This is a genomic window from Aeromonas sp. 600724, from assembly GCF_049175135.1.
GTDB lineage: Bacteria > Pseudomonadota > Gammaproteobacteria > Enterobacterales > Aeromonadaceae > Aeromonas > Aeromonas veronii_A.
The window spans coordinates 110,350-136,621 of the sequence record NZ_JAAKUM010000003.1 but is presented as its reverse complement, the minus strand read 5'-3'; the positions used below and the strand labels follow the sequence as shown (position 1 = coordinate 136,621).

Here is a 26,272-nt window from a genome sequence, read left to right as displayed (position 1 = left end):
TCTTGATGTGAATGGGCCAGCGGGCTGGCGGTTCGGGATCAGATGGCGCGGGCAAGGGTCTCCATGCACCAGGCCCTGAATCCGGGCACGTCGATATCGAGACACACCTCGGCGTTGGGCGGGCGTTTGAGCCGGTTGTTGATATCCACCGAGGTGGTGCCGAGGGTGTGCTCACCCCGGGTCTCGATGGCCACATGGCAGGCCCGGGTGATAAAGAGATCGGGGCGCACCAGATAGGCAATGGCGCAGAGATCGTGCATCTTGAGCCCGGTCTGCATACTGCCGCCGCGATAGTGGCCGAACAGGGCGTGGAGCATGGCGCCGGTGCGGTTGAGGGCGGGCAGCGCCGCAATCATCTCGCCGGTCAGGGTGGCCCGGCTGGTGACATCGAGTCCGCACATCACGATGGGCAGACCGCTGCTGAAGACGATGTGAGCCGCCTCCGGATCCACGTAGATATTGAACTCGGCATTGGGGGTGTGGTTGCCCCGACCGGCCGAGCCGCCCATCAACACGATCCGCGCGATCTTCTCCCGACACTCGGGGTGCAGGGTGAGCAGCAGGGCGATATTGGTCAGCGGCCCGATGGGCACCAGCGTCATGGATTGTTCGCTGGCGAGCAGGGTGCCCTTCATGGCTTCGACGGCATGCTCCGGTATCGGCTGTTGCCCGGGCTCGGCAAACTCGTAACCATCGAGGCCGGAGTGGCCATGGATATGGCTGGCATTGTCGAGGGGGCGCACGAGGGGCTGGCTGGCCCCCTGTGCCACCGGCACCTCTTGGCCGAAAAAGTGCAGCAGGCGCAGGGCGTTGCGGGTGGTCTTGCTGACATCGACGTTGCCGGCGACCGTGGTGATGAGCGCCAGCTCGATCCCGGGGTGAAACAGGGCGGCGGCGATGGCAACGGCATCGTCGATGCCGGGGTCGGTATCCAGAATAATGGCGACAGGGTTCACGCTGTTCTCCTCGAGGTTAATCGGCTTGGCTGGCATCGTGGGGCCAGCAGCAGATAAAGGGGTCGACAATCTCGCGGGTCAGGCCATCGGTGAGGCCGAGATCGGTCAGATGGGGCCCCGCATTGCAGGCAAGGCCGGTTCCCTCGATGGCCTTGAAGACACGGTAGGGGGGCTCCCACTCCACCACCTTGCCGCTCACTTCGCGCAGAGCGTGGAAGCTGGCGGCCAGCTCGCTGGCCGGCAGGTCGGAGAGCATGCCGGCGATGGGCATGGCAACGTGGGCCAGCACCTCACCCTGCTGGACGACCGCCATGCCGCCCCCGCTGGTGATCAGAGTGTTGGCGGCCAGCATCATCTCTTGCGGGTCGCGCCCCAGCACCACCAGATTGTGGGAGTCGTGGGAGTAGCTGGTGGCGATGGCCCCTTGCAGCTCGCCCCACCCCTCCAGCAGCGCCAGCCGGGTGCCCGCCTGATGGCGGCCATGGCGGTGTTGCACCGAGATGAGGCTAAATCCCGCAGGCACGATGACCTGACCATCCCGAACCTCAACCTCGGTTTCACTCCACTGGGTGAAGCGAGCCCCCTTGATGGTCTTTAAGCGGGCCCGACCCGCAGTCAGCCCGGGCACCCGGATGATGAACTCCTCCAGCGTGCGCAGGGGGATCTGCATGGTATCGCGTGGCGCCTGACAACCTGCGACAGGCTCGGAGGGGCTGAGAATGGCGCCATGGCGGGCGACCCGCTGGCCACCGCTGTAGACCCAGATCGGGTTGAGATCGGTGAGGTTGTCGAACACCACCAGATCGGCGCAGCGGCCGGCGGCAACCAGCCCCAGATCGTTGCGCTGCAGCCGGATGGCGGCATTGAGGGTGGCCATTCGCAGCACATCGGGCACCGCCAGCCCGAGTTCAGCCAGCAGCTTGACCAGCGCAATCATGCCCCCTTTCTCCAGCAGCATGTCGGGCGGCACATCGTCGGTACAGAGGGTGATTTGGGAGGAGAGGTGGGGCAGCTGTTTCAGCGCCGCGACGATCTCCGGCAGCAGGTAGGGGTGGGAGCCGCGCAGCTGCAGGGTGAGCCCGGCCCGCAATTTTTCCAGCGCATCGGCAGCCGAGGTGAGTTCGTGATCCGAGCTGACCCCGGCAGCCAGATAGGCTTGCAGCCGGTGACCAGTGAGGCCCCGGGCGTGTCCCTCAATCAGGGCATTGCGTTGCAAACCGGCGTGCAGAATGCCGGTCATCCGCTCGCTGCCGCCCAGCACCCCCTGCATGTCCATCACCTCGGCGATTCCCGCCACCTCCGGCCACTCCAGCATGGTGGCCATCTCGGGGCCGTGGAAGTCGGCGCCCGACATCTCGAGACCCGGCGTCGAGGGAACGCTGGAGGGGGCGGCGCAGATGACCCGCAGCGGCAGATTGCGGCTGGCGTCGATGGCGTAGCGCACCCCCGCCAGCCCGAGTACATTGGCCAGTTCGTGGGGATCCCAGAAGATGGTGGTGGTGCCCTGTGCGACCACCACATCGGCGTAGCGCTCCGGCGTCAGGTGGGAGCTCTCCACATGGACATGGCTGTCGATAAGACCGGGCGAGAGATAGGCGCCGGCCAGATCGTGGGTCTCGCGTGCCTGCTGGAAGGAGCCGACCGGATGGACGCTGGCGATCAGCGGGCCGACCAGCCCCACGTCGACGGGGCGGATCTCGCCGGTCACCATGTCGATCAGGTTGGCGTTGGTCAGCAGCAGATCGAAGGGGGCTTCGCCGAGGGCAGCCTGCACGACGCGGCGGCGCAAGTTGAGGGATGCATCTTGTTCACACATGAAGGAGATGGCCTGACAAGGGGAATAATGGGCCCACTTTAGGGAGGGGATTGGTCCGTGCATAGCGCAAAGAATTTATAACTGGATAAGAAAGGGTTATGCTGCTGCAAACGTTTTTCTCCGGTTGTCGATTTCATGTCCGAACCTTGGCGCCGTCTGCCTGCGCTCTCTCTGAAGCAGATCCAGTATTTTGTCACGCTGGCCCAGCTGCGCCACTTCACCGAAACGGCCAATCAGATGGCCATCAGCCAGCCCGCCCTGAGCAGTGCCCTGCGCCAGATTGAATCTGTACTAGGCGGCAAACTGTTTCACCGCACTGCGCAGGCGGTCACCCTGACCGAACAGGGGGAGGCGATCCTGCCCCACGCCAAGGGGCTGCTCAATGTGGCCCACGCCGCTTTTGCCGATATGCAGCAGGTGATGGTCGAAGGGGGCGATGGCACCCTGCGCATCGGTCTGATCCCGTCGGCCTGCACCCTGATGTTTCCGCTGGCGGCCGCCCGTCTGCAGCAGCAGTTTCCGGGCTTGCTGGTCGAGTTTCAGGATCACACCAACGACGGTCTGTTGCAGGCGCTGGCCGAGGGGTCTCTGGATGCGGGGATTGGCGTGCTGGATGGCGAGTTGCCCGACTCGCTGGAGGTGACGCCGCTGCTGGACGATGCGCTGGTGGCGGTGATCAACCGGCAGGATCCGCTGGCAGGGGAAGAGGCCATCAGCTGGCATGAGCTGACCCGCCGCGACATCGCCCTTTTTGCCAGAGGCAACGTCAGCCGGCAGGTCAACGGACTGGCCCAGAGCCAGTTGCCCGGGCTCAAGCCCAGATACACCACAGATTATGTCGAGACGCTTTACGGCTTGGTGCGCTCAGGGTTGGCAGTTGCTATCCTGCCCGGACTCTATGCCGCGAACCTGCGCGATCCCCAGCTGAAAGTCGTGGCGCTGCACGAGCCAGTGCTGAGTCGAACCCTGGCGCTGATGTGGGCGAAAGGACTCTCCCGATCAACTCGCATCGACGAAGGGCGAGCCCTGCTGCGCGCCACCATTATCGAACAGCTAAGTAGTCAGCACGGCTGAGGCTGGCACGAGGTGAAGGTGGAACCTGGAGAGACATCCCTGCTGGTGACGCTGCCCGCCTGAGCTGTGGTGCGAGTGCGTGACGACCGCAGATTGCGGTATGAACCATCGCTATCCGAACTCTTGATGTCGCAATAAAAACGCCCCCGAGATGCGGGGGCGTTTTGCTATCTGGCCGTTATTTGAAAACGCGGAAACGGGTGGCATCGTCGATGAAGGTCTTGTCGCCGGCCGGTTGCTGGATGCTGCCAAAGGGCATCTGGGCACGCAGCAGCCAGCTGGCTGGCAGGTTCCACTCCTTGCGTACCGCCTCGTCGATGAGGGGGTTGTAGTGTTGCAGGGAGGCGCCGATCTTCTCCTGGGCCAGGGTAGTCCAGACCGCAAACTGGGCGATGCCGGTGGCATGTTCCGACCAGATGGGGAAGTTGTCTGCATAGAGGGCAAACTTTTGCTGCAGATCCTTGATGACGTCGGTGTCTTCGAAGAACAGCACAGTGCCGAAACCTGCGCGGAAGCTGCCATCCACCTTGGCCTCACTCTGGGCGTAGGCCTCCGGCGGCACGATCTTTTTCAGCTCGGCTTTGACGATATCCCACAGCTTATGGTGCTGGGCGCCAAACAGGATGACGGCGCGGGAGCTCTGGGAATTGAAGGAGGAGGGGCTGTGCCTGATGGCATCCTGGATCAGGGCCGTCAGTTGTTCCGGTGTATGGGACACCTGGCTGCCCAGGGCATAGATGGTACGACGTGCTTTGATCTGTTCGATAAACGGACTGCTCATAACATCTCCTTGTTCTGCTTGGCGTTGCAGCCGGTGATGGACGGTTTGTCCAGCGCCGGCCGCGTCAGGTATAGACTATAACACCCGCAATGCAGAGCGGGGTTAACCCGGAGTAACTAGCGTTTTTCCTGTCAGTTGATATTCGTTTGCGAACCTTGATGTTTTGTTAGTATTGGAAATGTCATTAAAGGGGCGTTGAAGTGATATTAATCAATGATTCACTCTCCTTTCTCTCGCACAATCCCGCTATGTTTTCCCCTGTTCGGATGTCATGTGAGCCGCTCGTATCTCAACAAGCGTTACTATGTGCTGGCCCCCCTCTCCGCACTGCTTGGCTTGTTGATCCTGATCGTGACTATCATCATGGCCATTGCCAGCTATCTGCGGGATATCGACATGACGGTATCCGGCTTCGGTCACATGGCTTCCTCCGTTGAGGCGTCCTTGATCCACGAGATGGTGAAGGTCAATGAGCGGCAACTGGCAGTGCTGGAGGGCTCCCTAGACAAGGAGAAGATAGCCCGCGGCGAGCCGGCCGACTCTCCCATCTGGGCTATTGCCCATCAGATCAAGCCCGGCAACCACTATATCTACTTTTACAACCTGAAAGCGGATCGCATCGACAGTTACCCGGAGTGGCTCGCGCCCCCAGGTTATAAGGCAGCGCTGCGCCCCTGGTATCAGGTGACCGCCATGCCGGGCGACGAGCCCGTCTGGTTTGGCCCCTACCCTGAATACAATACTCAGGAGCTGATTCTCAGCCTGATCAAACGGGTGAGGGATGAGCAGGGGCAGTTGCTGGGTCTGCTGATGGTTGACATGTCATTCGACTCGCTGCAGCAGGCGCTGCAGCGCACGGTCGGTAGTAATCAGGCGGCACTCTATCTGACCTTGCGTGACACTGATCAGCTGGTAGTGGGCAGCAATATGGATCTGCTGGCGGCCAACACCATCAAGCAGCATCAGAATCAGCAGTGGCTCGGCCTGGATGTGCTGTGGCATGGGACGTATATCAAGCGCGAGCTGGCGGATATTGGTTGGGATCTCAACATCTATCTGCCGCCAGTACTGTTTCGTGACAGCCTCTACGATGCGTTGCAGATGGTGGTTTTTCCACTGCTCTCTCTGTTTGCCATCTGGTGTTGCAGCCTGAGTCTGCTGGTGCGGATCTTCCGCCAGGAGCAGGAGCTGGTGTCGGGCTCATTGACCGGCATCGTGCGCGATCTGGAGCGTTCAGCGCCTGTCAGTGAGCCCAAGACCTGGTTCGTGAGGCGTAGCCTGAACGAGATCGATCAGGTCAGGGCCAGTTTTCTCAAGGGGCAGGATGCGCTGTTGCGGGATCCCCTGACCGGTATCATGAACCGACGAGCCTTCGAGCAGCACAAGGCGGCACTGGAGCAGAGGGGGGCGTGCTTCTGGCTGCTGCTGTTTGATGTCGATCACTTCAAGGGGATCAACGACAGCCAGGGCCATGCCTTCGGCGATCAGGTGCTGTGTCGGGTGGCCAACTGTCTTGCTGATGTGCTGGGGGTGAGTACGGTTTACCGGATAGGTGGGGATGAATTTGCCGCTCTGCTGCAACAGCCACAGGATGAGTTGGCGGAGAAACTCGGTTGTCTGCTTGAACTGGTGCGTCAGCAACAGTGGCGTGAACACCATGGGCCGATCACCCTGAGTGCCGGCGGCGCCTGCCATTCTCCTGCCGCCGGCCCTATCTTCGAGCGGGCTGATGCTGCCCTCTACCGCAGCAAGGAGGCTGGCCGGAACTGCTGGCATCTGGCTGAAGGGGGTGGCAGGGGCCCTTGACTGACAGCTTTTGTCCCAGCGCGCTGACTATTCGACAGGACGCGGCTGCCAGGTTATCGGTCACTTTGTCGTGACTGTCTGGTTCAATGTTAATTTTCACGTTTTAATTCAATAGGTTGATTCTACTCTTCCTGTGTTGGCTGTGACTGTACTGCCATTGACTGTCGCATCCCTGTTTTCTGCTGGCTGGCGAACCTGATAGCTCTTTGTATAGTGCTGCTGATTATTAATCAGGTTTGACAGGAGTATCCATGGATATGAGTACGCGTGGCATCGGTGCTCTGGCTCTGTTGGGGGCGTCATTGCTGGGCAGCACTGCGGCCCACGGTTCGGAAACTCTCAACACCATTCTTGGTGGCGGGGCGGGCGGGGTGGCGGGCTCCATGATCGGCAAGGAGTTGGGGGGAGATACCGGTGCGCTGGTAGGTGCGGCCATTGGCGGCGCAGCCGGTGGTGCGGCGACGGCCAACAAGGGCAACAAGAATGAAGCGGCCCTTGGCGGCGCGGTGGGGGCGCTGGGTGGTGCCGCCATCGGAAAGAGTGTCGGTGGCGATACCGGTCAGCTGATCGGCGCCGGGGTCGGCGGGGCGAGTGGTTCGGCCATCGGTGCCAAGAGCGGCGATGGCCACAAGAGCCAGGATCGCTATTACGATGATGACGATGATCATCACCATCACAAGCACCACAAGAAGTACAAAAAGCATAAGAAGCACAGATGGCACGACGACGATTGATGTGCGCTGAGTGAGTGCGAAAGATGCAAAACGGGGCCTGTTGGCCCCGTTTTGCATTGTGTGGTGACTCGCTCGTGCGGTTACACCAGCCGGTGCTGGCGGCGACCGGCGGCAAAGGCGTTGATGTTGTCGATCAGCTGGTCGGCCAGTCGCTGCATCGACTCTTCGCTGGCCCAGGCCACATGGGGGGTCAGAATGAAGTGAGGGTATTGCAGCGCCTTCATCAAGGGATGGTCGGTGGGCGGGGGTTCGACGCTCGCTACATCGAAACCGGCGCCACCTAGGCGGCCGTTGGCCAGCGCTTGCAGCAGCGCCTCCTCATCCACCAGCCCACCGCGGCCGACGTTGATCAGCAGGGCGCCCGGTTTCATCAGATCCAGCTCCCGCTCGCCAATCAGGTTGCGGGTGTAGGGGGTGAGCGGGCAGTGCAGGCTGATCACATCCGAACTTTGCAGCAACTCGTCGAGGGGCAAGCGATCCTCGTCGTGACTGGCGCCGACCTGGCTCTGGGCGTAACGCACTGTCATCCCCATCCCTTTGGCCCGCTCGCCGAGCGCCTGTCCGAGCGTCCCTTTGCCGATGATGCCAAGCTGTTTGCCGTGCAGATCCATGATGTTGTGGTCGAAGAAGCAGAACTGGCCGCTCTGTTGCCAGCGCCCCTCCAGCAGCGACTGGCGCCAGCAGAAGAGGTTGCGCGACAGGGCCAGCATCAGCGCCATGGCGTGCTCTGGCACCGAGGGGCCCGAGTAGTTGCGGATATTGCACACCCCAACGTTGGCGGCGCGGCACGCTTCCAGATCCACGTTGTCGCTGCCGGTTGCGGCCAGGGCGATGAGTTTGAGCTCCGGCAGCTGGGCCAGTTCGGCGGCGCCGATCCGTACTTTGTTGATGATGGCGATGCTGGCATCTTTGAGCCGTTCCACCACCTGTTCCGGGGTAGTACTTGGATAGCTCTGCCAGTGGTGGGGGAAGTCGGGGTGATGCAGGGTGATGCCCGCATCCAGGGTATCGCTGTCGAGAAACACAATCTGCTGCATGAGCCTTCCTGCCATTGTTCAGGTTCGAGAGGCCATGATGCCAAAGAGGATGCAGTTAGGGCCAGCCTGCCGCTGTGTCATGGCTGGGCTTTATCCGGCAGATGTGAGCTTGCGCGCTTTATTGCGCCACGCTAGCGGCCGGTTTAGAGCCAGCCCAGATGGTTGAGCCAGCCCTGAATGCGGGTGGGGGTCTCCTCCAGCTCAATCAGGGCGTAGGGGCGATAGTTGAGCTTGTTGCTGCGCCGGCTCTCGCTTTTGCGGGCCTCGGCGGCCAGCAGTGGCCAGCGACCGCCATCCTCCTGATAGAGGTCCAGAGTGGGGATGGCCGCCTGAGCCACCTGTTTGGCCAGGGTCTGGTTGCTCTGCTGGTTAGGGAAAAAACCATCGAGCAGCACCAGCGCGTCGGGGGCGGGCAACTGTTCGCTGGCGATGAGGTTGGCAGTCCAGGCGGCGCCGGTACCTTGCGCCAGGATCAGCTTGAAGCCCCCCTCCTGCAACTTGGCATCCGCCAGCTTGCTGATCCGCTCGGCAAACTGCTTGCGAAACTCATCGCTGTTTTTCGCTTTTTTCTCGGTGGCTGGGTCCAGTTCGGTCTGCTGGGGAGAGGGGAGCAGAAGCAGGGTATCAAAACCCAGTCGGCCGAGGGCGCGAGTCAGTTGCCAGAGCTGGCCGCTGCGCTGCCAGTCGGGCAGTAAAATGGCGAGCCCCAGATAGTTTTCACTGTCGTGTTTGGCGAACAGCACCGTCTGTTTGTCGATCTGGGTGGCATCGGGTAGCCCTTTCCAGTCGCTCGCTTGCCAATGGTCGAGGGGCAGTGGCTCGGCAACGGGGGGGGCGACCTCGCTCGCCTCTGCCCCATGGCCAGCCAGCAAGGTCAATAACAGCAGTGATAAGGATAATCTGGCCATAGTGTGCTCCCCCGATTATCTGGGTTAGCGGCTGCGGCGGGATTTTCTGAAGGCGGGCGGTGTGATGGCAACTTGGAGGCAATAAAAAAGCGAGCCGGTGGCTCGCTTTTTTGCAATCAATTCAAAGCGGTCAATTAGTTGACGCGACGCTTGAATTCGCCGGTGCGGGTATCGATTTCGATCTTGTCACCGATCTCTACGAAAGCGGCAACAGCCAGCTCGTAGGTAGTGCCTTTCAGACGGGCAGGCTTGGTCACTTTACCGGAGGTGTCGCCACGGGCAGCCGGTTCGGTGTACTCAACTTCGCGCACGATGGTGGTCGGCAGTTCTACGGAGATGGCTTTCTCGTTGTAGAAAGTCACTTCACACAGATCTTCCATGCCGTCTACCAGGTAGTTCAGCACGTCACCCAGGTTGTCTTTCTCTACGTCGTACTGGTTGTACTCGGTGTCCATAAAGACATACAGGGGATCGGAGAAGTAGGAGTAGGTGCACTCTTTACGTTCCAGCTGAACTACGTCCAGCTTGTCGTCGGCCTTGAAGACGGTCTCGGTAGCGCTGCCGTTCAGCAGGCCCTTCAGCTTCATTTTGACCACGGCGGAGTTACGGCCGGATTTGTTGAATTCAGCCTTCTGAACCACCATCGGCTCGGTGCCGATCATGACTACGTTACCAGCGCGGATTTCCTGTGCGGTTTTCATGTAAAAAATTCCTGTTCGTGAAACGGACGGATAAAAACTGCCAGATTATATACGGCTTTCTAAAAATTTCACCAACCGTGTGACGAGATCCCCATCCCGGAGCAACTTCTTTGACCAGCTTCGCCCATGTTGCTGCCAAATGGCGCTATATCGGGGCCATTGGGCCCAAAGTTCGCCGCAATCTTCGCCACAGTTGAGGGCCAGATTAAAGCGGTGCAGCCATTGAGCGCACTCGGCGGGCAGATCGGATAAGTAGTGGTCAAGGAACTGCTCCAGCTTGACCAGATGGGCTTCCTCCTCCTGTTGGTAGATATGCCAGAGGAAAGGACGAGCGGCCCACTGGGCCCGAACGAAGGAGTCCTCCCCACGCACCAGATTGAGATCGCAGCTCCAGAGCAGTCGATCGTAACCGGCCTGATCGGTCATCGGCAGCAGCTTGATGGTGAGGTTGCCCGAGTGGAGCAGATCCCCCGCTTTGGCTGCAGGGATGGCATCAGTCAGACCGGCACCGGTGAGCACATCGTTGAGAGAGCGCCCCAGCGGCAGCAGTAGGGTGACGGGCGTGGCGCTATGGCACCAGCTCTCGACCAGGCTTTGCAGTGCATCGCTCTCGTAGGTAAAGAGGCTGACCCGCAGCTCGTGCTCTTGTTTTGGCGGCAAACCAAGGCTGGCCCAGTAGGCGGTAAGTCCCGCATCATCTTGCTGCCACTGTTCCCGTTCGGTGATGAGGTCGCGTTCGCACAAAAGGCCGCCGGTTTTAGCGGTAAAGCCCGGGAAGAAGAAGTATTTGTTGAGGCTTTTATTGCCAACCCGCTGGGGCGAGGCGAGGCCGTGGCAATCCTCGACCCAGCTCTCCGCCGAGAGGTACTCCAGATTGATCCAGCAGGGGGGCTTGGGTTGGCTCGCCATCAGTTCGGCCATTCGTTCAATGAAGGGGGCGGGCAACTCGCAGGCAAAGGCCTCGATCACCACCTTGGCCGGTGCCATGTCGCTCGGCAGGGTCTCATGCCAGTGCTGGATATAGATGCCTTCGACCCACTGGCCATCCTGCGCCGGGTCGAGCCCGGGGCAGATGCGGGCGAAACTTGCCAGATCGTCCACCCAGAGTCGCACCTGAACCTCATCGCCATGTGCCGCAATATTCCCCTCCCGTTTTAGCTGGCGGGCGAGTCGCCAGGTGACACCGATGTCGCCGAAGTTATCGACGACGCAACAGAAGATATCCCAGTCAAACGGGGGCAGGTGAGTGGTCATGGCTCGGGATCCCAGATGCAAAAAAACCGGTGCGCAGGGTAGCACACCGGTTGACTGGCTTCTAACCGTCAGCGCGTGACGGTCGCTGCGGCAGCTTACTCCTTGCCGTAGACGTTGTTCTCTTGCTCGCGAACCCGGATGAAGGTGGTGCGCTTGGTCAACTCTTTCAGTTGGCTGGCTCCGACGTAGGTACAGGTGGAGCGCACGCCGCCCAGAATGTCGCGCACGGCGTTCTCGACCGGGCCGCGGTAGGGCAGCAGCACGGTTTTACCCTCGGAGGCTCGGTACTCGGCGACGCCACCGGCGTGCTTGTCCATGGCGCTGGAGGAGCTCATGCCGTAGAACTTCATGAAGGGTTCGCCGTCTACATCGACGATCTCGCCACCGCACTCTTCGTGGGCTGCCAGCATGCCACCCAGCATCACGAAGTCGGCGCCGCCGCCGAAGGCTTTGGCGACGTCGCCCGGGCAGGTGCAGCCGCCGTCACCGACGATCTGGCCGCCGAGGCCGTGGGCCGCGTCGGCACACTCGATGATGGCGGAGAGCTGCGGGTAGCCGACGCCTGTCTTGACGCGAGTGGTACAGACCGAGCCCGGGCCGATACCGACCTTGACGATGTCGGCGCCGGAGAGGATCAGCTCTTCGACCATCTCGCCGGTCACTACGTTGCCCGCCAGAATGACGTGGTTGGGGCAGGCTTCACGAATCTTGCGTACGAACTCGACGAAGTGTTCGGAGTAGCCGTTGGCCACATCGACACAGATGAAGCGCAGCGCTTCGGACATGGCGAGGATCTGGCGGGTCTTGGCGAAATCTTCAGCCGAGGTGCCGGTGGAGACCATCACATGGCCCAGCAGCGCCGGGTCGGTCTCGTTGACGAAAGCTTGCCACTGCTCAAGGCTGTAGTGCTTGTGTACCGCGGTCATCATCTCGAAACCGGCCAGCGTGCGCGCCATGGCGAAGCTGCCGACGGTATCCATGTTGGCGGCGATGACGGGTACGCCTTGCCATTGGGTCTGAGTATGTTTGAAGGTGAACTGACGGGTCAGGCTTACTTGGGAACGGCTCTTGAGAGTAGAGCGCTTGGGGCGGAACAGGACATCCTTGAAACCGAGCTTCAAGTCTTCTTCGATACGCATTACAAATTCCTTATTGAGCCTTGTTGAAAGTCACTTTTGCAGTGGCAAATTTTCGGCAGGCGCAAAAAAACCGGTGGTTTTCAGGCCCTCCGGTTTACAACAGTGTAGGCAAAAATCCCTTCAGAACAAGACTGATAATTTGTAAATCCTTGTGGTAGCCTTTGGCGTCACAACCTGAGGTTAACCACCAGTTTCATCCAGCACCGTTCGGTGCCTTGCTCTCCTACGATATTCCCGCCCGCTTGGGCCGCCGTTCGGCCACTCTTTGTCCTCTCTCTCCTGACCCGCCAGATATTATCCAAGTAGCTGAAATAAATCGGATTGACCCACAATGGGACTGTGGTAGATCTGGGCGCAGGATTGACAAGGCAGGGCAGTAAAATGGGCAAGATGATGGTGGGGATCACCCTGATGCTGGCACTGTGTGGCAGTGCGCTGGCTGAGACCCCGGCCAGCTATGGCTGGATCGAGAAGGGGCTTATTTTGCCTACCGGCGTGGCGGTGAAGATGAAACTCGACACCGGGGCGCTCACCTCTTCCCTCGATGCACGCTCCATCACCAGATTCAAACGGGATGGCAAGCCCTGGGTGCGCTTCATGCTGGTGGTAACTGATGCCGACAGCGGCAAGCTGGTCAAACAGCAGTTCGAGCGGCGGGTCGAGCGCAGCGTGACGGTGCGCGGGGCGGGCGGCATGGAGCAGCGGCCAACGGTGACCATGTCCATCTGTCTGGGGGACAAGGTGTATGAGGAGTGGTTTACCCTGCGGGATCGCAGCAAGATGATCTATCCGGTGCTGCTGGGCCGACGTCTGCTGGCGGAGCTGGGCCCGGTGGATGCCAGTCGAACCTTTACCGTGCAGCCAGATTGTCATTGAAAGTAAAGAGCCCGCATCGCGGGCTCTTTACTTATCGCTTATCTTGCCGGCGGGAGCGGGAGTAACACGCTCACCTCCAGCCCCCCTTCCGGCCGGTTGTGGACATCGAGGTCGGCGCCGTGCAGTTGGGCGATGCGTGAGACGATGGCCATGCCGAGCCCCACGCCATCCCCCTGCTGGGGATTGACCCGAAAGAAGCGTTCATACAGCCGGGGCAAGGCACTGGCGGGAATGCCGGGGCCGTTGTCGCTCACATCCACCCTCACCCGGTTGCCCTCTCGCAGTACCCGCACCCTGATCTCGCCCTCTGGCTGGGTGTAGCGCAGCGCATTGTCGATGAGATTACTGAACAGCAGGTCGAGCAGGGTGGCCTGCCCCATCACCAGCTGCGGCAATTCACACTCCAGCGACAGCTGCTGATCCTTCTTGAGCGCGATGGGTGCCAGGGTCGCGAGGGTGCCTTGCAGCAGGTGACCCACCTCCAGTTCGGTCAATACCAGCCCCTGCTGGTTGTCGATGCGGGCCTGGGTCAGTAGTTGCCGGATCAGCCGATCGCTGCGATCGAGGGCCTGCAGCATCTTGTGCAGGGATTGCTGGCGGCTCACTTCATCTTCGGCAGCCAGGGCATTTTCACTGTGGATCCGCAGTACCGCCAGCGGGGTGCGCAGCTCGTGGGCCGCCTCGTTGGTGAACTGCTTCTCCCGCTCTATGGTCTCCGCCAGCGCCTGCATCAGCCGGTTGATCTCGTTGGTGAGGGGGGTCAGCTCCTGCGCGCTTATCTTGAGGCTGAGCGGGCTCAGGTTGGCGGGGTGACGTTCGCTGATGGCCTGGGCCAGCTGGCGCAGGGGGGCCAGCCCGCGGGTGATGAGCCACCAGAGCAGGGCCAGCAGGAAGGGGAGAGTGATCAGCAGCGGCAGCATGGTGAGGGTTGCCATCTTGCTGGCCAGTTCGCTGCGCTCGTCGTCCCGCTCGGCTACAACCAGCCAGGTCTGCTCCTGCTGGTTGTAGAGAGTGAAGGTGCGCCACTGGTGGTTATCTTTTTCGACCGTGTCAAAGCCGATGGCCAGGGTGACCAGCGGCTGCTCCGGGGCGCTGGGGGCGCGCAGTAGCAGGCCGCCCTTTTCATCGAGCAGCTGGAAGTAGAGATTGCGTTCGAACTCGTGGCCGTAGGGGGTGATCTCCCGATCCTCGCCGGTCAGGTTGAGGCTGGGGTCTTTTTGCCACTCATCGGGATTTTGCGCCTCCCACTCCTGATAGACGGTGCCGTTGGCGGGCAGTTGCCCCTGCTGGGCCATGTAGCGGGCCAGCAGCTGGTTGGTGATGCGCGCCGACTGGGCTAGGCGGGCATCAAACAGCTCCTCCATTTCGTGGCTCGCCTCCATGTAGCCGATAAAGGCGCTGATGGTGAGACTCAGGCTTACCAGTGTCAGGATACCGGTGAGCAGAAAGCGGCGAATGGAGCGCGGGCGTTTCATCGTGCGGGTGTCCGGCTTGGCTGTTCGAGCTGGGGAATGATGTAGCCGACCCCGCGAATATTGCGGATGAGGTCGCTGTAGAACTTCTTGCGCAGATGGTGGATATGCACCTCTACCGCGTTGCTCTCGGCCCCTTCATCCCAGCCGTAGAGGCTCTGTTGCAGCTGATCCTTGCTCAGCACCCGGCCGCTCTGGCTGATCAGCTCCTGCAGCAACTTGTATTCGTGGGGGGTGAGTTTGACCGCCTCCCCCTGATAGGTGACCTGCTGGGATTCGGGATAGATAAGGATGTCGCCATACTCCAGTACCGCCTGAGCCTGCCCCTTGCTGCGGCGAACCAGGGCGCGCAGGCGTGCGTTGAGCTCCTGCAGGGCGAAGGGCTTGACCATGTAGTCGTCGGAGCCAGCATCGAGGCCAACCACCCGATCGTCCAGCGCATCGCGGGCGGTGAGGATCAGCACCGGCAGCTGGTGTCCTTCACGCCGCAACTTGCGCAGCAGGCTGAGGCCGTCGATGTCGGGCAGGTTGAGATCGAGGATCAGGGCGGCGAACTCGTCGCTCTTGAGGGCTGCCAGAGCGGGCAACCCCTGTTGCAGCCAGTCCACCGTGTAGCCGCTATGGCGCAGTGCATCCTGCATACCATCCCCCAGCATCACATCATCTTCCACCAGCAGGATCCGCATTCTTTTCTCCCTTGGTTTGTTGGGTGTGGCGATCTGGCTCAGCGCCAGGGCGTGCCGTGGCATAAACAACCCTGCCCACCAGTATGCAAGCTGGTGGGCAGAGTTTAAATAGTTCTTTGATCCATCAGGGTTTTATAGCTTGGCCAGCCGATCGCGGATCTCCATTCTGCGCCCTTCGTCGGCCACTTCGCGACCCGGGCGGGCTGGGGCGACCAGCGCCTTGTCGAGATAGGTTTTGGCCTCGGCCTTGCGACCCTGATCCAGCAGGAAGTCGCCATAGAAGAAGTTGGGGTCGATGCCATCCGGATTGATGGCCAGCGCCTGCTTGAGCAGCTGCTCTGCCTTTTCGTCATCGCCAAAACCGACCGGCCAGCCGGGCACCTGATAGTAGAGGGAGCCCAGGCTGGTATAGGCGGAGCCGTCCAGCGCCTTGGGATCCTGTTTGAGTGCCAGCTCCAGCTTGGCTTTGGCCTCTTTCACCAGACCCAGTGCCCCCAGCCCCCCTTTGGCCCCCGCCCAGGTGCTCTTGACGATGGCCGACCAGATCAGCAGATCGGCGCGAAAAGGCTCCTTGGCGCTGGCCGCTTCGGCCTGGGTGCTCAGGGTTTCGAGGCAGCTCTCTTTCGCCTTGCCGGTCTGTTGATACTGGCAGACGGCCCACTGTTGCTGGATGGGGACGAGGGCATCACCCGCGGCCATGACCGAGGAGGATCCCAGCAGGATGGCGATGGCACAAGAGGTCACTGATTGACGGAAAAAGTTCATATTAATGCTCCTTCTTGGTCGGGATCGGGCGGGACAAGTCTGGTTGTGGCGCGCTGTTGGCGCCAGCATCAGCCGTCCCTGGCTGAAGATGACGGGCATAACGTTTGATGATCGGCAGCTGTCTGGCCAGCGCCTTGTCGACAATGCCGGGCAGCAGGGCATTGAGCCGCACGAACAGTTTTTCCGGCCAGCCGAGCCAGCTGCGGCGGGTTTCGTTGCACAGGGCGATGACCGCCTCTTCGGCCACCTCCTGCGGGCTGTCGGTCTGGGTGCCGAGCGCCGCATTCATCTCGTAGGCGGCCTCGGAGTTGAGTTTGGTGCGGGTGGCGCGTGGGGCAAAATGCAGCACCTTGATGCCGCTCCCCTCCAGCTCCCGTCCCAGCGCTTCGCTAAAGCCGCGCAGGGCAAATTTGCTGGCGCAGTAGACGCTGTAACCGGGGTAGCCAATGCTGCCCAGGCTCGACCCCATGTTCATGATGATCCCCGGCTTGCGCAATCTGGGCAGCAGGGCGCGGGTGAGCTGGATTGGCGCCTCGATATTGAGCAGCAGCTGGCGCTCCACCTGCTCGAAGCTCTGATCTTCCAGCCAGGCAAACTGGTTGCAGCCAGCGTTGTTGATCAGGATGTCGAGTCCATTCTCCAGCGCCGGGTGTTGCAGCAGCTTGGCTCGCTCCTGTGCAGAGCCGAGGTCGGCGAGCACCACCTGATGGCGCTCGGGATGCGGCAGTGACTTGCACAGCCGTTCCAGCACAGGAGCACGGCGACCATGCAGCAGCAGGTGGGCCCCCTGGGCCGCCAACTCCTGCGCGAGCTCTTCACCTATGCCACCGCTGGCGCCGGTGAGCAGCACGAGTTTCCCTTCAAGGTTCATGGTGTGGGTTCCCTTTTTGCTGTCTGCTGCCAACTTATACAGTGGCGGTGAGGTTGTAGAGCATCTCGCCATAGAGACGATAAACCACCTTGGCCCCGTGAATGATGGCGGCTTGATCCGCCGGGCTCTCGACCCGATCCATCAGGGATTCAAAGAACTTGAGGTGCTCCTGATCCAGGGCGCCGTGGGAGCTCAGGTAGCTCATCGCCTGGGGTGGCAGGCCGAGGCCCTTTTTCAGCTGGTCGGCGACGGTGAGGGCGATGGCCACGCTGGTGCCTTCCAGCACCTGTACCATGCCGAAGAAGCCCATGGGGTTGCCGCGCTGGATCTGGTCGTAGAGGAAGGCGACCATCAGCTCGATGGACAGCCCGGGCTGGCCGTGGCGCACCGCCTCGGCATCACCGCCACAGGCGCGGATATCGCTTAAGATCCACTCCTGATGGCCATACTCCTCGTCGATGTATTCGGCAATGGCGCCGCGCACCCACTCGTACTCCTGACCCAGCTTGCCGCCGGTGGCCATCAGGAGCGGAACTGTGTGGCGCACGTGGTAGTAGGCCTGCGCCAGAAAGGCGAGATAGGTGTCACGGCTGATATCGCCACGGCGACAGGCTTCGATAATGGGGGCGTTGAACAGATGCTCACGCTCACTGGCAGTGGCTTGTTGCAGAGTCTGGTAGAAGCTCATGACGATTCTCCTGTAAGGCATTGGCTGATTTGCCGGGAAAAGTGTTGGTAAATCTCGTTGCGACGGGGGCGCCCGTTGGCGGTCAGCAGCCCGGGATGTTGATCCAGCGCCACCGGCAACCAGTGGTGCAGCCGGGCATAATCGGGCAGCCGCTGGTTCAGACCGGCGATCTGGTGGGGCAGATCCGCCTCTTTGCCCGGCAGGGGCTGGATCAGCGCCACGTTGGCAGGCTGGCCATCGCCAAACACCACGATGCGGGCGATGGCGGGGCAGAGCTGGGCCTCGGCTTCCACCCACTCGGGGGAGAAGTTGCGGCCAAAGGCGGTGATCTGGACATTCTTCTTGCGCCCGGTGATATGGAGGTAGCCCTCATCATCGAGATGACCCAGATCGCCTGTGGCGATCTGCATGGCAGAAGGTTCGCCAGTGGCGATCTGTTCGGGAGTCGGTTCGTTGCTGCCGAGATAGCCCAGCATGGCACTGCCGCTCACCATAATTTCGCCGTCGCTGGCGATGGTGACCTGACAGTGGGGCAGGGGGCGGCCGACGCTGCCGGGCTTGTCAGCATCCGGGCTGTTGAGCGCCACCACGGAGCCACACTCCGAGAGGCCATATCCCTCATACACCGGCAGGCCGAGCTGGCGGGCATGTTTGATCAGGTCGGGGGCCACCTTGCCGCCACCGACGGCAATAAAGCGCAGGCTCTTGAGCTGTTGGGCCAGCGTTGGGGTGCTGATGCAGAGCGCCAGTAGCAGGCGCAGCAGTTCGGGCACCAGCACCAGACTGTGGGTCGACCAGCGCAGCAGCGCTTCCCCCAGCATGGCCGCATTGAGCGAACTGGAGCCGGTGAAACCGAGCTCCCCGAGGGACGGAATGCGGCTGCAGGCGCCGGTCAGCAGCGGCACATAGAGGCCGGTGATGTTCTCAAGCAGGGTCGCCAGCGGCAGCAGGGTCAGGTGTTTTTCCACCTTGGCTGGCGCAACCCGCTCGGCCAGCGCATGGCTTACCGCCATCATCTGGGTCAGTAACAGGCAGACGCCCTTGGGCTGGCCCGTGGTGCCGGAGGTGTAGGTGATCTTGGCAGTGCCCTTGGGAAGCGCCGGTCGATTGGCCGGGATATAGCGCCAGAGCGGCAGCTCGCCGGTGATCAGCGAGAGCGGCTCGGCGGCATGCCACCCCTGATGATATGGCCCCACCAGCGCATCGGCGCCGCTGCTCTCCAGCAACCAGGCCTGCTGGGCCTGACTGAAGAAGTGGGGCACCGGAATGACCACGATACCGGCACGGGTGCAAGCGAGATCCAGCAGCGCCCAGGGCAGGCCGTTGTCCAGTTGCAGCGCCAGACGGCTGATGTCGAGCTGTTGCAGCTGGCTGGCCAGACGCTGGATCTGTTGCCACAGGGTCTGGTAATCGAGACGCTGCTGGCTGCTCAGCAGCGCAGGGGATTGCGGATCCTCGTGGGCATGTTTGGCGATGGCGTCGAACAGGCTCATTGGGCGCACCTTTTTTGATGGGTCTGGTTATCACTGCTCTTGCTGGTCTCGTCAAACAGGGTCGGCATGGGGGCCAGCAGATTGAGCAGCAGGCTGCGCTGGGCGAGCACCTCGCGCCCCTGATTGATGTCACCCACCATCACCTTGGGTTGGCAGCGGTAGTACTCACCCCAGGCATCGGCGTCGGCTCCCACCTGATGGGCCTGTGCGGGGGCCAGCTCCACCGGATTGAGTTGCAGGCGGGCAAAGCTGTTGCGCAGCTTGGCTGTGCCGGTAAAGACCACGTAGTCGAGGGCGTTTTCACATAGCAGACGACACAGGGCCGCGAACATCAGGCGGGCATTGCCCGGTTCGCTGCAGGCCAGATTGCCCACTTCGATAATGCGGTTGCGTGCCGGATAGACTCCGAGGCGGGTATTGATGGCGGCCTCGATGGGTTGCTCCAGATACTGTTCCAGATAGAGAGGCCCCTCACTGGCATGATTGAGACCACAGGCACCGACCAGCGTCCCGTCCGCCCGATAGAGCCCCAGCAGACAGGGGAGGAAATGGGGGATGCGGGCGTTGAACTCGAGGGTGTAGGCTGCCTGGATATAGGTTTGCAGCGCCATGACCTGCTGCGGGGACTTGGCTAGCAGCAATCGGTAGGGGGCCTGGATCTCGATGGTCATGGGTGACTCCTTCTCTTGCGATGGTTTGAGAGTAAAAGGGCAAACTTAAGAAACCCTTAAGGAGCAAAAAAAGTTGTCAGCGAGCCAGCGGGCAGGCAATCTGCGCCGCTGTTATCCAACAGGAAGCCCCCAAGAGGAACCGCCATGTCATCCACCGTCAGCTGCCCCCTGTGTGCCAGCCATCGCAGTTATCCCCTGCCGGTGGCGGGCAAACGCTATCATCGCTGCCTCGCGTGCGAGCTGGTCTGGCTGGATGAGGCGGATCATCTGGATGAGGCGGCGGAGAAGGCGGTCTATGACGGTCACGACAATCGGGTGGATGATCCCCGTTATCGCACTTTTTTGATGCGGGCTTTTGGCGAAGTGCTGGCGCGGGTGCCGCTACCTGCCAGTGGTCTCGATTTTGGCTGTGGCCCGGGCCCGGCGCTGGTGGCGATGGGGCGTGAGGCGGGTTACCAGATGGCGGGGTATGACAAGTTCTACGCCGATTTTCCAGAGTTGCTGATGCGTCAGTATGACTTCATCACCAGTACCGAGGTGATCGAGCATATCGCCGAGCCGCGCACGGTGCTGGCGCAGTTGTGGGATTGCCTCAAGCCCGGTGGCCTGCTGGTGCTGCAGACCCAGCGGGTGCTCAGTGACGAGCGGTTTAAAAACTGGCGCTATCGCCACGACCCGACCCACATTGTCTTCTTTGCCGAGGCATCGTTTCAGGTGTTGGCCGCCAGCTGGCAGGCCGAACTCAGCTTCCCCCACGCCGATGTGGTGGTATTGCAGAAAGGCACGCCCTGAGGCGTGCCTTCGTCTGTTACTCGGCTGTTTCTTGCTCGGCTCTCGGTTACTCCTTGTAGCCCTTGTCCTGCCACTGGTAGTACATCAGGGCAGATTTGACGCCGATTGACTTGAACGGCTCTGGCGGCAGCCACATCGGCAGCGTCTGCTCCGCGTGGTTGAACCAGGGATGCTCCTTGCCCTGATAGAGGCTGGCCACGATGTCGCCAAACAGGAAGGAGAGGTTGATGCCGTGGCCGTTGTAGCCGAGGGCGTAGTAGATGTTCTTGTGATCCCCCATTACCCCCACCGCTTCAGTGCTGTCGCCGGTCATGCCGAGCACCCCGTCCCACACCTGCTCAAACTTGATCCCCTTGAGGGCCGGATAGAGGGTCACCAGCTCGGTCATCATCATCTCGCTGACCCGATTGAGATCTCCCTTGTAGTTGAGGCCATCGTTGAAGACGTACTCGGCATTGCCACCGCCGATGACGATGCGGTTATCCGGGGTCAACACCAGATGGAACAAGATGTTGCGGGTGTCGTAATAGGGCACCCGACTCTGCCACTGGATGGCGGCCAGCTGTTTTTTGGTAAGCGGCTCGGTGACGGCGCTCTGGGCGTGTACCGGAAAGACCCGCCCGCTGAAGTAGCCAAGTTTTGAGGTATAGCCGTTGGTCGCCAGCACTATGCTGTCGGCGGTCACCTTGTACTTGTCGGCTACATTGAGCTCGATCTGCTTGCCCTCCTTGATCCCCATTACCGGGCTCTGCTCGTAGATGGTGACGCCCGCCTGCTCCACCGCCTTGCGCAGGGCATTGACCAGTTTCATGGCGTGTACTTGGCCGCCATTGGGGTCGTAGACCGCCCCCACGTAGCGGTCGGTGCCGAGTTTTTCCTCTGTGGTATCGGCGTTCCAGTACTGGAGCGGGATGCCGAGGCGATTGGCGGTTTTCACATAGTCGCGGTACTCGGCGATATCCTCCTCATCGAGGATCGCCTCCACATAGCCATCGAGCTTGAGGTCGGCCTCGACGCCGGTTGAGGCGACCAGCGCCTGCAGCTTGCGCATGCTGGCGACGGTGAGATCGTAGTGACGTTTGCTCGCTTCCCCCTCTTCGTAGAGGTCCATCACCTCGGAGCCCGGCAACACCATGCCGCCGTTGCGGCCCGAGGCACCGCTGCCCACCTGTTTGGCCTCGAAGATGGCGATCTTGAGCGACGGATTGGCCTTGGCCAGATGCCAGGCGCTGGAGAGGCCGCTGTAGCCGCCACCTATGATGGCGATATCCACCTTCAGATCTTGTGCCAGCGGGGCACTCTCCTCTGCCGGTTTCTCCTTGAACCAGTAGCTGGTGTTGGGCTCAAAGTCGCTCATCTTGGGGCCGCAGGCGGCGAGGAAAAAACAGCTGATGCACATGGTCAACGCTCGTTGGCAAAGGGTGGTCGGATTCATCTTCTACTCCGGTTACAGATACAAAATATCAAATCATTTCATCGGGTTGGGCGGTATTGACCCGGCGGCCTATGTCTCGCAGCCGGGCCAGCTGATCGGCAAGACCGGGCCCCTCATCCAGGCTGGTGACAAAGTTCCAGAGGTAGGTCATCACAGCATAGACATGGCCTGCCGAGACCTGGGGTTGGGCCATCAGCATGGTGATGGCCAGCAGGAACAGCAGGGAGGCGCTGATGCCGACCGCCAGAAAAGCGAGTGCCTCCCGATCCGAAATCCGGATTCGGAGCCAGGCCAGCGCGCGGTAGTGGCGGGCGAGGCTGGTTGATTGGGCATGGGTGACCAGTTTGACCTCGTGTTCCAGTCGATCGTTGAGCCGCTCGTGCAGCAGCTGGTTCTTGCGCGAAAAGCCGGGCAGCAGCAGGCCGAACAGCAGCAATACCCCCATGCAGGCGATGCCGACCCAGAACTCGATCACCATCAGCATCACGGCCGCCCCGACGATGGAGATCAGGCTGGTGGCCAGGATCGGGATATGTTTCTCGAAGAAGTCGACAAACTCCCGCGCCAGGGTGACCCGCGCCACTATGGTATATTGCCCCTCCTGCTGCTGGCGTTGTGTCAGGATCACCGGCACCGCCAGTGCCGCATAGATATGGGTAAAGGTGCGGGTATCGACCGCCCGGCGCAGGGCGCCGATGAGCCAGAACAGCAGCACGATCAGGGCGTAGCTTGAAGCCTGCCACCACTGGCCCTTGACGATGGCGTCGATGGCAAAGCCGGCAAACAGGGGATAGACCACCAGCAGGATGTTTTCGAGGGCCACCAGCGAGAAGGTGCCCGCCAGCTTGAGTGGATTGGCCCGCGCAATCGCCCCCAGCGAACGACCGGCCGAGTGTGGCAACGGCGTGGCCTGCTCGTCGCAACTGGCTGCCGAAGTGGTTGGTGTTGTCATGGGTTATCTCCTAAGATGTCGGAAACGCTAAGTTTGAGCGAGTGCTCAAAGCTTGTTTGAGCGACTGCTCAAAGTCAAGCAGAACGATGGATATCGCAGGAGGTCAGATGGCACGCCCATCAGCAGAACAGCGCAAAGAGATGATCATCGAGGCAGTACTGGCCCTGTTTCGAGAGAAGGGGATGGCGGCATCGTCAACCCGTGATATTGCCGAGCGCACCGGTCTGGCGCGCAGTCACGTCTACCACTACTTCAAGGATTGGAAGGAGCTCTGCCTCTGTGCCGTGGAGCGTTTCACCTATCAGGAGATCGCCGAGCAGCGGGAGTGGCTGTTGCCGCTGCCGGCCCGCGAAGCGTTGCCGCTCTTTGTGCGGGACAACCTGCCGACCAGTCAGGATGCCTCCTGGGCCATCTACCTCGATGCCTGGAACGAGTCACTGCGCGACCCTGTGTTTGCCGAGAGCTACCGCAAAATCATTCTGGCGTGGCGCGAGGTGTTGGAGCAGATCCTGCAAAAGGGGATCGACAGCGGCGAGTTTGTAGCGGGCGATGCCCGGCGACTGGCGCGCCAGGTCACCTCCCTCATCAACGGCTATGCCGATGACCTTATTCTGGAGCCGACCCCCGAGACGGTAGAGGCCACTTATCAAGAGATCATGCTGGTGGTCAATCAGCTGGTCTTGCCCCCGGCCCACTCATAGCGGCGCTGGCACACAAGGGAGGGGAGGCATGCCAGCGTGGTACCTCCCCCGGTTTTGTTGGCTATCCGTCGGGCGTGCGATGGTCAGATACCAGGGAGCGGTTGTTGATGTCGATTACCCATTTGTCACTGCAAGATGCCCGTCATCTGCAACTGGCGGCGCAGGGGCTGCTTGCCCCCCGTCGCAGCAAGGCGACCCCGGCTGATCTGCTGGCCACTATTCGCCGCATGGCGCTGCTGCAGATCGATACCATCTCGGTGGTGGCGCGCAGCCCCTATCTGGTGCTCTTTAGCCGCCTTGGCCAGTACGAACCGCGTTGGCTGGAGCAGCTGTTGGCCGACGGCGAGATCTTCGAATATTGGGCCCACGAGGCCTGCTTTGTGCCCCGCGAAGATTACCGATTGCTGCGCCACCGGATGCTTGACCCTGCCGCCATGGGCTGGAAGTTTTCGGCCAACTGGCTCGCCACCCATCAGCAGGAGATTGGCCAGCTGATCGAGCGCATTCGCCGGCACGGTCCGGTGCGGGCGGCTGACTTTGAACGCACAACAGGCAAGGGGAATGGCTGGTGGGACTGGAAACCGGAGAAGCGCCATCTGGAGGTGTTGTTTACCACCGGTCAGCTGATGGTACGGGAGCGGCGCAACTTTCAGCGAGTCTATGATCTCGCCGAGCGGGTCATCCCCGAGTGGAGCGACCAGCGGGATCTGCCAAGCGTCGAGCAGGCGCAGCGGGATATGGTGCGCGCCAGCTGCCGGGCGCTGGGGCTGGTCAAAACCGGTTGGGTGGCGGACTACTACCGGCTGCGGCGCGGCAAATACGATGACCAGCTCCATCAGCTGGCGGACGAAGGGGAGCTGTTGCCGGTACGGGTGGAGGGATGGCAGTACGGCGCTTTTGTGCACGCCTCGCTGGCCGATGAGCTGGCAAGGGCACAGGCGGGCACCCTCAAGGCGACCCATACCACAGCCTTGTCGCCGTTCGATCCGCTGGTGTGGGATCGCAAACGGGCCAGTGAGCTGTTCAACTTCGACTATCGCATCGAATGCTATACCCCGGCCCCCAAGCGCCAGTATGGCTACTTCGTGTTGCCCTTGCTGCATCGTGGCAAGCTGGTGGGCAGGATGGATGCCAAGGCCCATCGCCAGCAGGGGATCTTCGAGATCAAGAGCCTCTATCTGGAAGCCGGGGTGAGAGTGACCCGTACGCTTGCACAGGATCTGGTGAAAGCCCTGCAAAAGCTGGCTGACTGGCACCAGACGCCGCAGCTTCGTTATGGTGCCATTCCGGCCAATTTGCTGGCGTTGTGGCATGAAAGCGCCCCTGCAAAGTGAGCAAAATCTCTTCTGGGCTAAGCTGCAAGAGGGATAAACAGTCCGGGAGCGGGAGATGAAACGAGCGGCAACATGGTGGGCGGGATTGGCGATGGCCATTTTGTCCCCCGCGCTATGGGGGCAAGAGCCACCAGTGAAGATCTGTCTGGGGGAGGGCAACGAGTGGGCCCCCTTTACCTACTGGGAGCGCAAGGACGGTGTGCCCGATACCAGCCGCCTGACCGGTTCGGCGACCACACTCGTGCTCGATGCATTGGAAAAGAGCGGATTGTCATATCAGATCCGCTATCTGCCCTGGGCGCGGGTCCAGCAGGAGCTGGCAGACTATCGCCAGAATGGTCTGTGCGAGTTGACCTGGGATGCCAGTTACAAACCGGAGCGGGCCGAGTTTGCTTTCTACAGCGTTCCTCTCTATTACACCCGCCTCGGCTTTTTCTATCTCAAGCGTCGCTTCCCCGACGCACCAGATTTACAGATGGTCAATCGCTCACGTGTGTGCGGGGTGATTGGCTATAATTACACCCCCTACGGTTTGGCACAGGAGCCACGCAGGGTGAGGCAGTTACAGCAGGCGCTCGATATGCTGGAGCGGGATCGCTGCGATTTTCTGCCAAGCGAAATTGAACCACTGGTGAGTGGCATCAGTCTCGGGATTTACCAGAGCGAGAGTGGATTGCTCAACCTCGTCTTGCCCAGCCGAAAGCAGTTTTACCTGCTGGTCAGCAAGGGCTCCCCCCGCGCTCACGAGCTGGTGAATAACCTCAATCAGGCTCTGGTGGCGTTTCAGGAAGGAGGGCATGCCGACGAGGTGATGCGCCGTTTCTTGCCGCCGATGGAGTAGGTGCTCATCAGGAAATGCAGCTGAAAAGGGCCAGCCTGAGCAATCTTGCTGGCCCTTTTCAGCTGTTCAGGAGGATAAAAAAACCGGGCAGAGTGCCCGGTTTGGTCTATCAGTCAGATGTGATTACTGGAGTACCAGCACCATCAGCAAGCCGACGCTAATGGCAGATACTAGGAAGGCAAAGCCATAGAACACATAGTGGTGCAGCTTGGTGGTGTGGATCCCCAGATCGTGCAGACCGTGGTAGATACGGTGCATACCGTGCCAGACTGGCAGGGCGATGATCACCAGCAGGATGCAGGCACCCCACCAGGAGCTGGCGAACGCGTGCACGCGGTCATAGCTCATGGTTTCCACGTCCATGATGCCCATGGGCACCAGCAGACCGGTGATGAGGACAATGACCGGCAGCAGCATGGCAACGACCATGCCACCCGCACCAAACAGACCCCAGTAAATTGGTTCGTCAGAACGTCTCATTGTTTTCTC

General features: G+C 61.1%; 26 protein-coding genes. 8 read left to right on the top strand and 18 right to left on the bottom strand.

What is annotated here, in order from left to right:
* Nucleotides 1-38 precede the first annotated feature (38 nt).
* Both rihC and G5168_RS04070 read right to left on the bottom strand, forming a co-directional pair.
* Nucleotides 39-956 (bottom strand): ribonucleoside hydrolase RihC, encoded by a 918-nt coding sequence (gene rihC / locus G5168_RS04075; RefSeq protein WP_421251872.1) that lies wholly within the window; start codon nucleotides 954-956, stop codon nucleotides 39-41.
* Between the two features lie 16 nt (nucleotides 957-972).
* Complete coding sequence (locus G5168_RS04070) at nucleotides 973-2,772, bottom strand: adenine deaminase (RefSeq protein ID WP_421251871.1); 1,800 nt, start codon at nucleotides 2,770-2,772, stop codon at nucleotides 973-975.
* A 135-nt stretch (nucleotides 2,773-2,907) separates the two neighbouring features.
* On the opposite strand from G5168_RS04070, the gene G5168_RS04065 reads away from it, so the two are divergent.
* The gene (locus tag G5168_RS04065; RefSeq protein ID WP_421230617.1) at nucleotides 2,908-3,846 is read left to right on the top strand and encodes a LysR family transcriptional regulator; all 939 of its coding nucleotides are present in this window, start codon (nucleotides 2,908-2,910) and stop codon (nucleotides 3,844-3,846) included.
* Between the two features lie 178 nt (nucleotides 3,847-4,024).
* Here the strand turns inward: G5168_RS04065 and G5168_RS04060 are convergent, their stop codons facing one another.
* On the bottom strand, nucleotides 4,025-4,627 hold the full coding sequence (locus tag G5168_RS04060; protein ID WP_216953036.1) for a nitroreductase family protein: 603 nt from the start codon (nucleotides 4,625-4,627) through the stop codon (nucleotides 4,025-4,027).
* 273 nt (nucleotides 4,628-4,900) lie between these two features.
* Here G5168_RS04060 and G5168_RS04055 point away from each other — a divergent pair, with 273 nt between their 5' ends.
* Nucleotides 4,901-6,433 carry a diguanylate cyclase domain-containing protein gene (locus tag G5168_RS04055; RefSeq protein ID WP_421251870.1) on the top strand — a complete coding sequence of 511 codons (1,533 nt, stop codon included), beginning with the start codon at nucleotides 4,901-4,903 and terminating at the stop codon, nucleotides 6,431-6,433.
* A gap of 251 nt (nucleotides 6,434-6,684) precedes the next feature.
* Complete coding sequence (locus tag G5168_RS04050) at nucleotides 6,685-7,167, top strand: YMGG-like glycine zipper-containing protein (RefSeq protein ID WP_421230615.1); 483 nt, start codon at nucleotides 6,685-6,687, stop codon at nucleotides 7,165-7,167.
* An 80-nt stretch (nucleotides 7,168-7,247) separates the two neighbouring features.
* Here G5168_RS04050 and G5168_RS04045 read toward each other — a convergent pair whose 3' ends face one another.
* From G5168_RS04045 to G5168_RS04025, 5 genes are all read right to left on the bottom strand, one after another.
* Complete coding sequence (locus G5168_RS04045; RefSeq protein ID WP_421230614.1) at nucleotides 7,248-8,204, bottom strand: D-2-hydroxyacid dehydrogenase; 957 nt, start codon at nucleotides 8,202-8,204, stop codon at nucleotides 7,248-7,250.
* A 143-nt stretch (nucleotides 8,205-8,347) separates the two neighbouring features.
* Complete coding sequence (locus G5168_RS04040) at nucleotides 8,348-9,112, bottom strand: DUF3530 family protein (protein WP_227342082.1); 765 nt, start codon at nucleotides 9,110-9,112, stop codon at nucleotides 8,348-8,350.
* Nucleotides 9,113-9,246: 134 nt separating this feature from the next.
* Nucleotides 9,247-9,813, bottom strand: a complete 567-nt coding sequence (gene efp / locus G5168_RS04035) for an elongation factor P (protein WP_005335100.1) — start codon at nucleotides 9,811-9,813, stop codon at nucleotides 9,247-9,249.
* 45 nt (nucleotides 9,814-9,858) lie between these two features.
* Nucleotides 9,859-11,067, bottom strand: coding sequence for an elongation factor P maturation arginine rhamnosyltransferase EarP (gene earP / locus G5168_RS04030; protein ID WP_227342083.1), 1,209 nt, complete (start codon nucleotides 11,065-11,067; stop codon nucleotides 9,859-9,861).
* A gap of 95 nt (nucleotides 11,068-11,162) precedes the next feature.
* A complete protein-coding gene (locus tag G5168_RS04025; protein WP_005348017.1) occupies nucleotides 11,163-12,206 on the bottom strand; it encodes a GMP reductase in 1,044 nt (347 codons plus the stop codon).
* Nucleotides 12,207-12,587: 381 nt separating this feature from the next.
* Here G5168_RS04025 and G5168_RS04020 point away from each other — a divergent pair, with 381 nt between their 5' ends.
* Nucleotides 12,588-13,082 (top strand): ATP-dependent zinc protease, encoded by a 495-nt coding sequence (locus G5168_RS04020; RefSeq protein WP_202001782.1) that lies wholly within the window; start codon nucleotides 12,588-12,590, stop codon nucleotides 13,080-13,082.
* 38 nt (nucleotides 13,083-13,120) lie between these two features.
* Here the strand turns inward: G5168_RS04020 and G5168_RS04015 are convergent, their stop codons facing one another.
* The 7 genes from G5168_RS04015 to G5168_RS03985 all read right to left on the bottom strand — a co-directional run bounded on the left by G5168_RS04015 (nucleotide 13,121) and on the right by G5168_RS03985 (nucleotide 19,728).
* The gene (locus tag G5168_RS04015; protein ID WP_202001785.1) at nucleotides 13,121-14,557 is read right to left on the bottom strand and encodes an ATP-binding protein; all 1,437 of its coding nucleotides are present in this window, start codon (nucleotides 14,555-14,557) and stop codon (nucleotides 13,121-13,123) included.
* The gene (locus G5168_RS04010; protein ID WP_005335091.1) at nucleotides 14,554-15,240 is read right to left on the bottom strand and encodes a response regulator; all 687 of its coding nucleotides are present in this window, start codon (nucleotides 15,238-15,240) and stop codon (nucleotides 14,554-14,556) included. The genes G5168_RS04015 and G5168_RS04010 overlap by 4 nt, the downstream gene beginning before the upstream one ends.
* 132 nt (nucleotides 15,241-15,372) lie before the next feature.
* Nucleotides 15,373-16,005 (bottom strand): tetratricopeptide repeat protein, encoded by a 633-nt coding sequence (locus tag G5168_RS04005; protein WP_421202795.1) that lies wholly within the window; start codon nucleotides 16,003-16,005, stop codon nucleotides 15,373-15,375.
* Nucleotide 16,006: 1 nt separating this feature from the next.
* Nucleotides 16,007-16,876: an SDR family oxidoreductase gene (locus G5168_RS04000; protein ID WP_421230613.1), complete on the bottom strand. Its 870-nt coding sequence runs from the start codon at nucleotides 16,874-16,876 to the stop codon at nucleotides 16,007-16,009.
* A gap of 34 nt (nucleotides 16,877-16,910) precedes the next feature.
* A complete protein-coding gene (locus tag G5168_RS03995) occupies nucleotides 16,911-17,564 on the bottom strand; it encodes a TenA family transcriptional regulator (protein WP_421230612.1) in 654 nt (217 codons plus the stop codon).
* Nucleotides 17,561-19,057 (bottom strand): AMP-dependent synthetase/ligase, encoded by a 1,497-nt coding sequence (locus G5168_RS03990; RefSeq protein ID WP_216953042.1) that lies wholly within the window; start codon nucleotides 19,055-19,057, stop codon nucleotides 17,561-17,563. Before G5168_RS03990 ends, G5168_RS03995 begins: the two co-directional genes overlap by 4 nt.
* Nucleotides 19,054-19,728 carry a thermostable hemolysin gene (locus G5168_RS03985; RefSeq protein ID WP_139463518.1) on the bottom strand — a complete coding sequence of 225 codons (675 nt, stop codon included), beginning with the start codon at nucleotides 19,726-19,728 and terminating at the stop codon, nucleotides 19,054-19,056. Before G5168_RS03985 ends, G5168_RS03990 begins: the two co-directional genes overlap by 4 nt.
* 144 nt (nucleotides 19,729-19,872) lie before the next feature.
* Here G5168_RS03985 and G5168_RS03980 point away from each other — a divergent pair, with 144 nt between their 5' ends.
* Nucleotides 19,873-20,520 carry a class I SAM-dependent methyltransferase gene (locus G5168_RS03980; protein WP_216953043.1) on the top strand — a complete coding sequence of 216 codons (648 nt, stop codon included), beginning with the start codon at nucleotides 19,873-19,875 and terminating at the stop codon, nucleotides 20,518-20,520.
* 46 nt (nucleotides 20,521-20,566) lie between these two features.
* Here G5168_RS03980 and G5168_RS03975 read toward each other — a convergent pair whose 3' ends face one another.
* On the bottom strand, nucleotides 20,567-21,955 hold the full coding sequence (locus G5168_RS03975; protein ID WP_216953044.1) for an NAD(P)/FAD-dependent oxidoreductase: 1,389 nt from the start codon (nucleotides 21,953-21,955) through the stop codon (nucleotides 20,567-20,569).
* Nucleotides 21,956-21,983: 28 nt separating this feature from the next.
* Nucleotides 21,984-22,907, bottom strand: a complete 924-nt coding sequence (locus tag G5168_RS03970; RefSeq protein ID WP_421251869.1) for an ABC transporter six-transmembrane domain-containing protein — start codon at nucleotides 22,905-22,907, stop codon at nucleotides 21,984-21,986.
* Between the two features lie 107 nt (nucleotides 22,908-23,014).
* On the opposite strand from G5168_RS03970, the gene G5168_RS03965 reads away from it, so the two are divergent.
* The 3 genes from G5168_RS03965 to G5168_RS03955 all read left to right on the top strand — a co-directional run bounded on the left by G5168_RS03965 (nucleotide 23,015) and on the right by G5168_RS03955 (nucleotide 25,783).
* Nucleotides 23,015-23,608, top strand: coding sequence for a TetR/AcrR family transcriptional regulator (locus G5168_RS03965; RefSeq protein ID WP_216953045.1), 594 nt, complete (start codon nucleotides 23,015-23,017; stop codon nucleotides 23,606-23,608).
* A 107-nt stretch (nucleotides 23,609-23,715) separates the two neighbouring features.
* Entirely contained in the window at nucleotides 23,716-24,942 is a 1,227-nt protein-coding gene (locus G5168_RS03960; protein ID WP_216953046.1) for a winged helix-turn-helix domain-containing protein, read from the top strand.
* Between the two features lie 91 nt (nucleotides 24,943-25,033).
* Complete coding sequence (locus tag G5168_RS03955) at nucleotides 25,034-25,783, top strand: substrate-binding periplasmic protein (RefSeq protein ID WP_216954313.1); 750 nt, start codon at nucleotides 25,034-25,036, stop codon at nucleotides 25,781-25,783.
* Nucleotides 25,784-25,906: 123 nt separating this feature from the next.
* Here G5168_RS03955 and frdD read toward each other — a convergent pair whose 3' ends face one another.
* Nucleotides 25,907-26,263 carry a fumarate reductase subunit FrdD gene (frdD, locus tag G5168_RS03950; RefSeq protein WP_005335059.1) on the bottom strand — a complete coding sequence of 119 codons (357 nt, stop codon included), beginning with the start codon at nucleotides 26,261-26,263 and terminating at the stop codon, nucleotides 25,907-25,909.
* Between the last annotated feature and the right edge of the window lie 9 nt (nucleotides 26,264-26,272).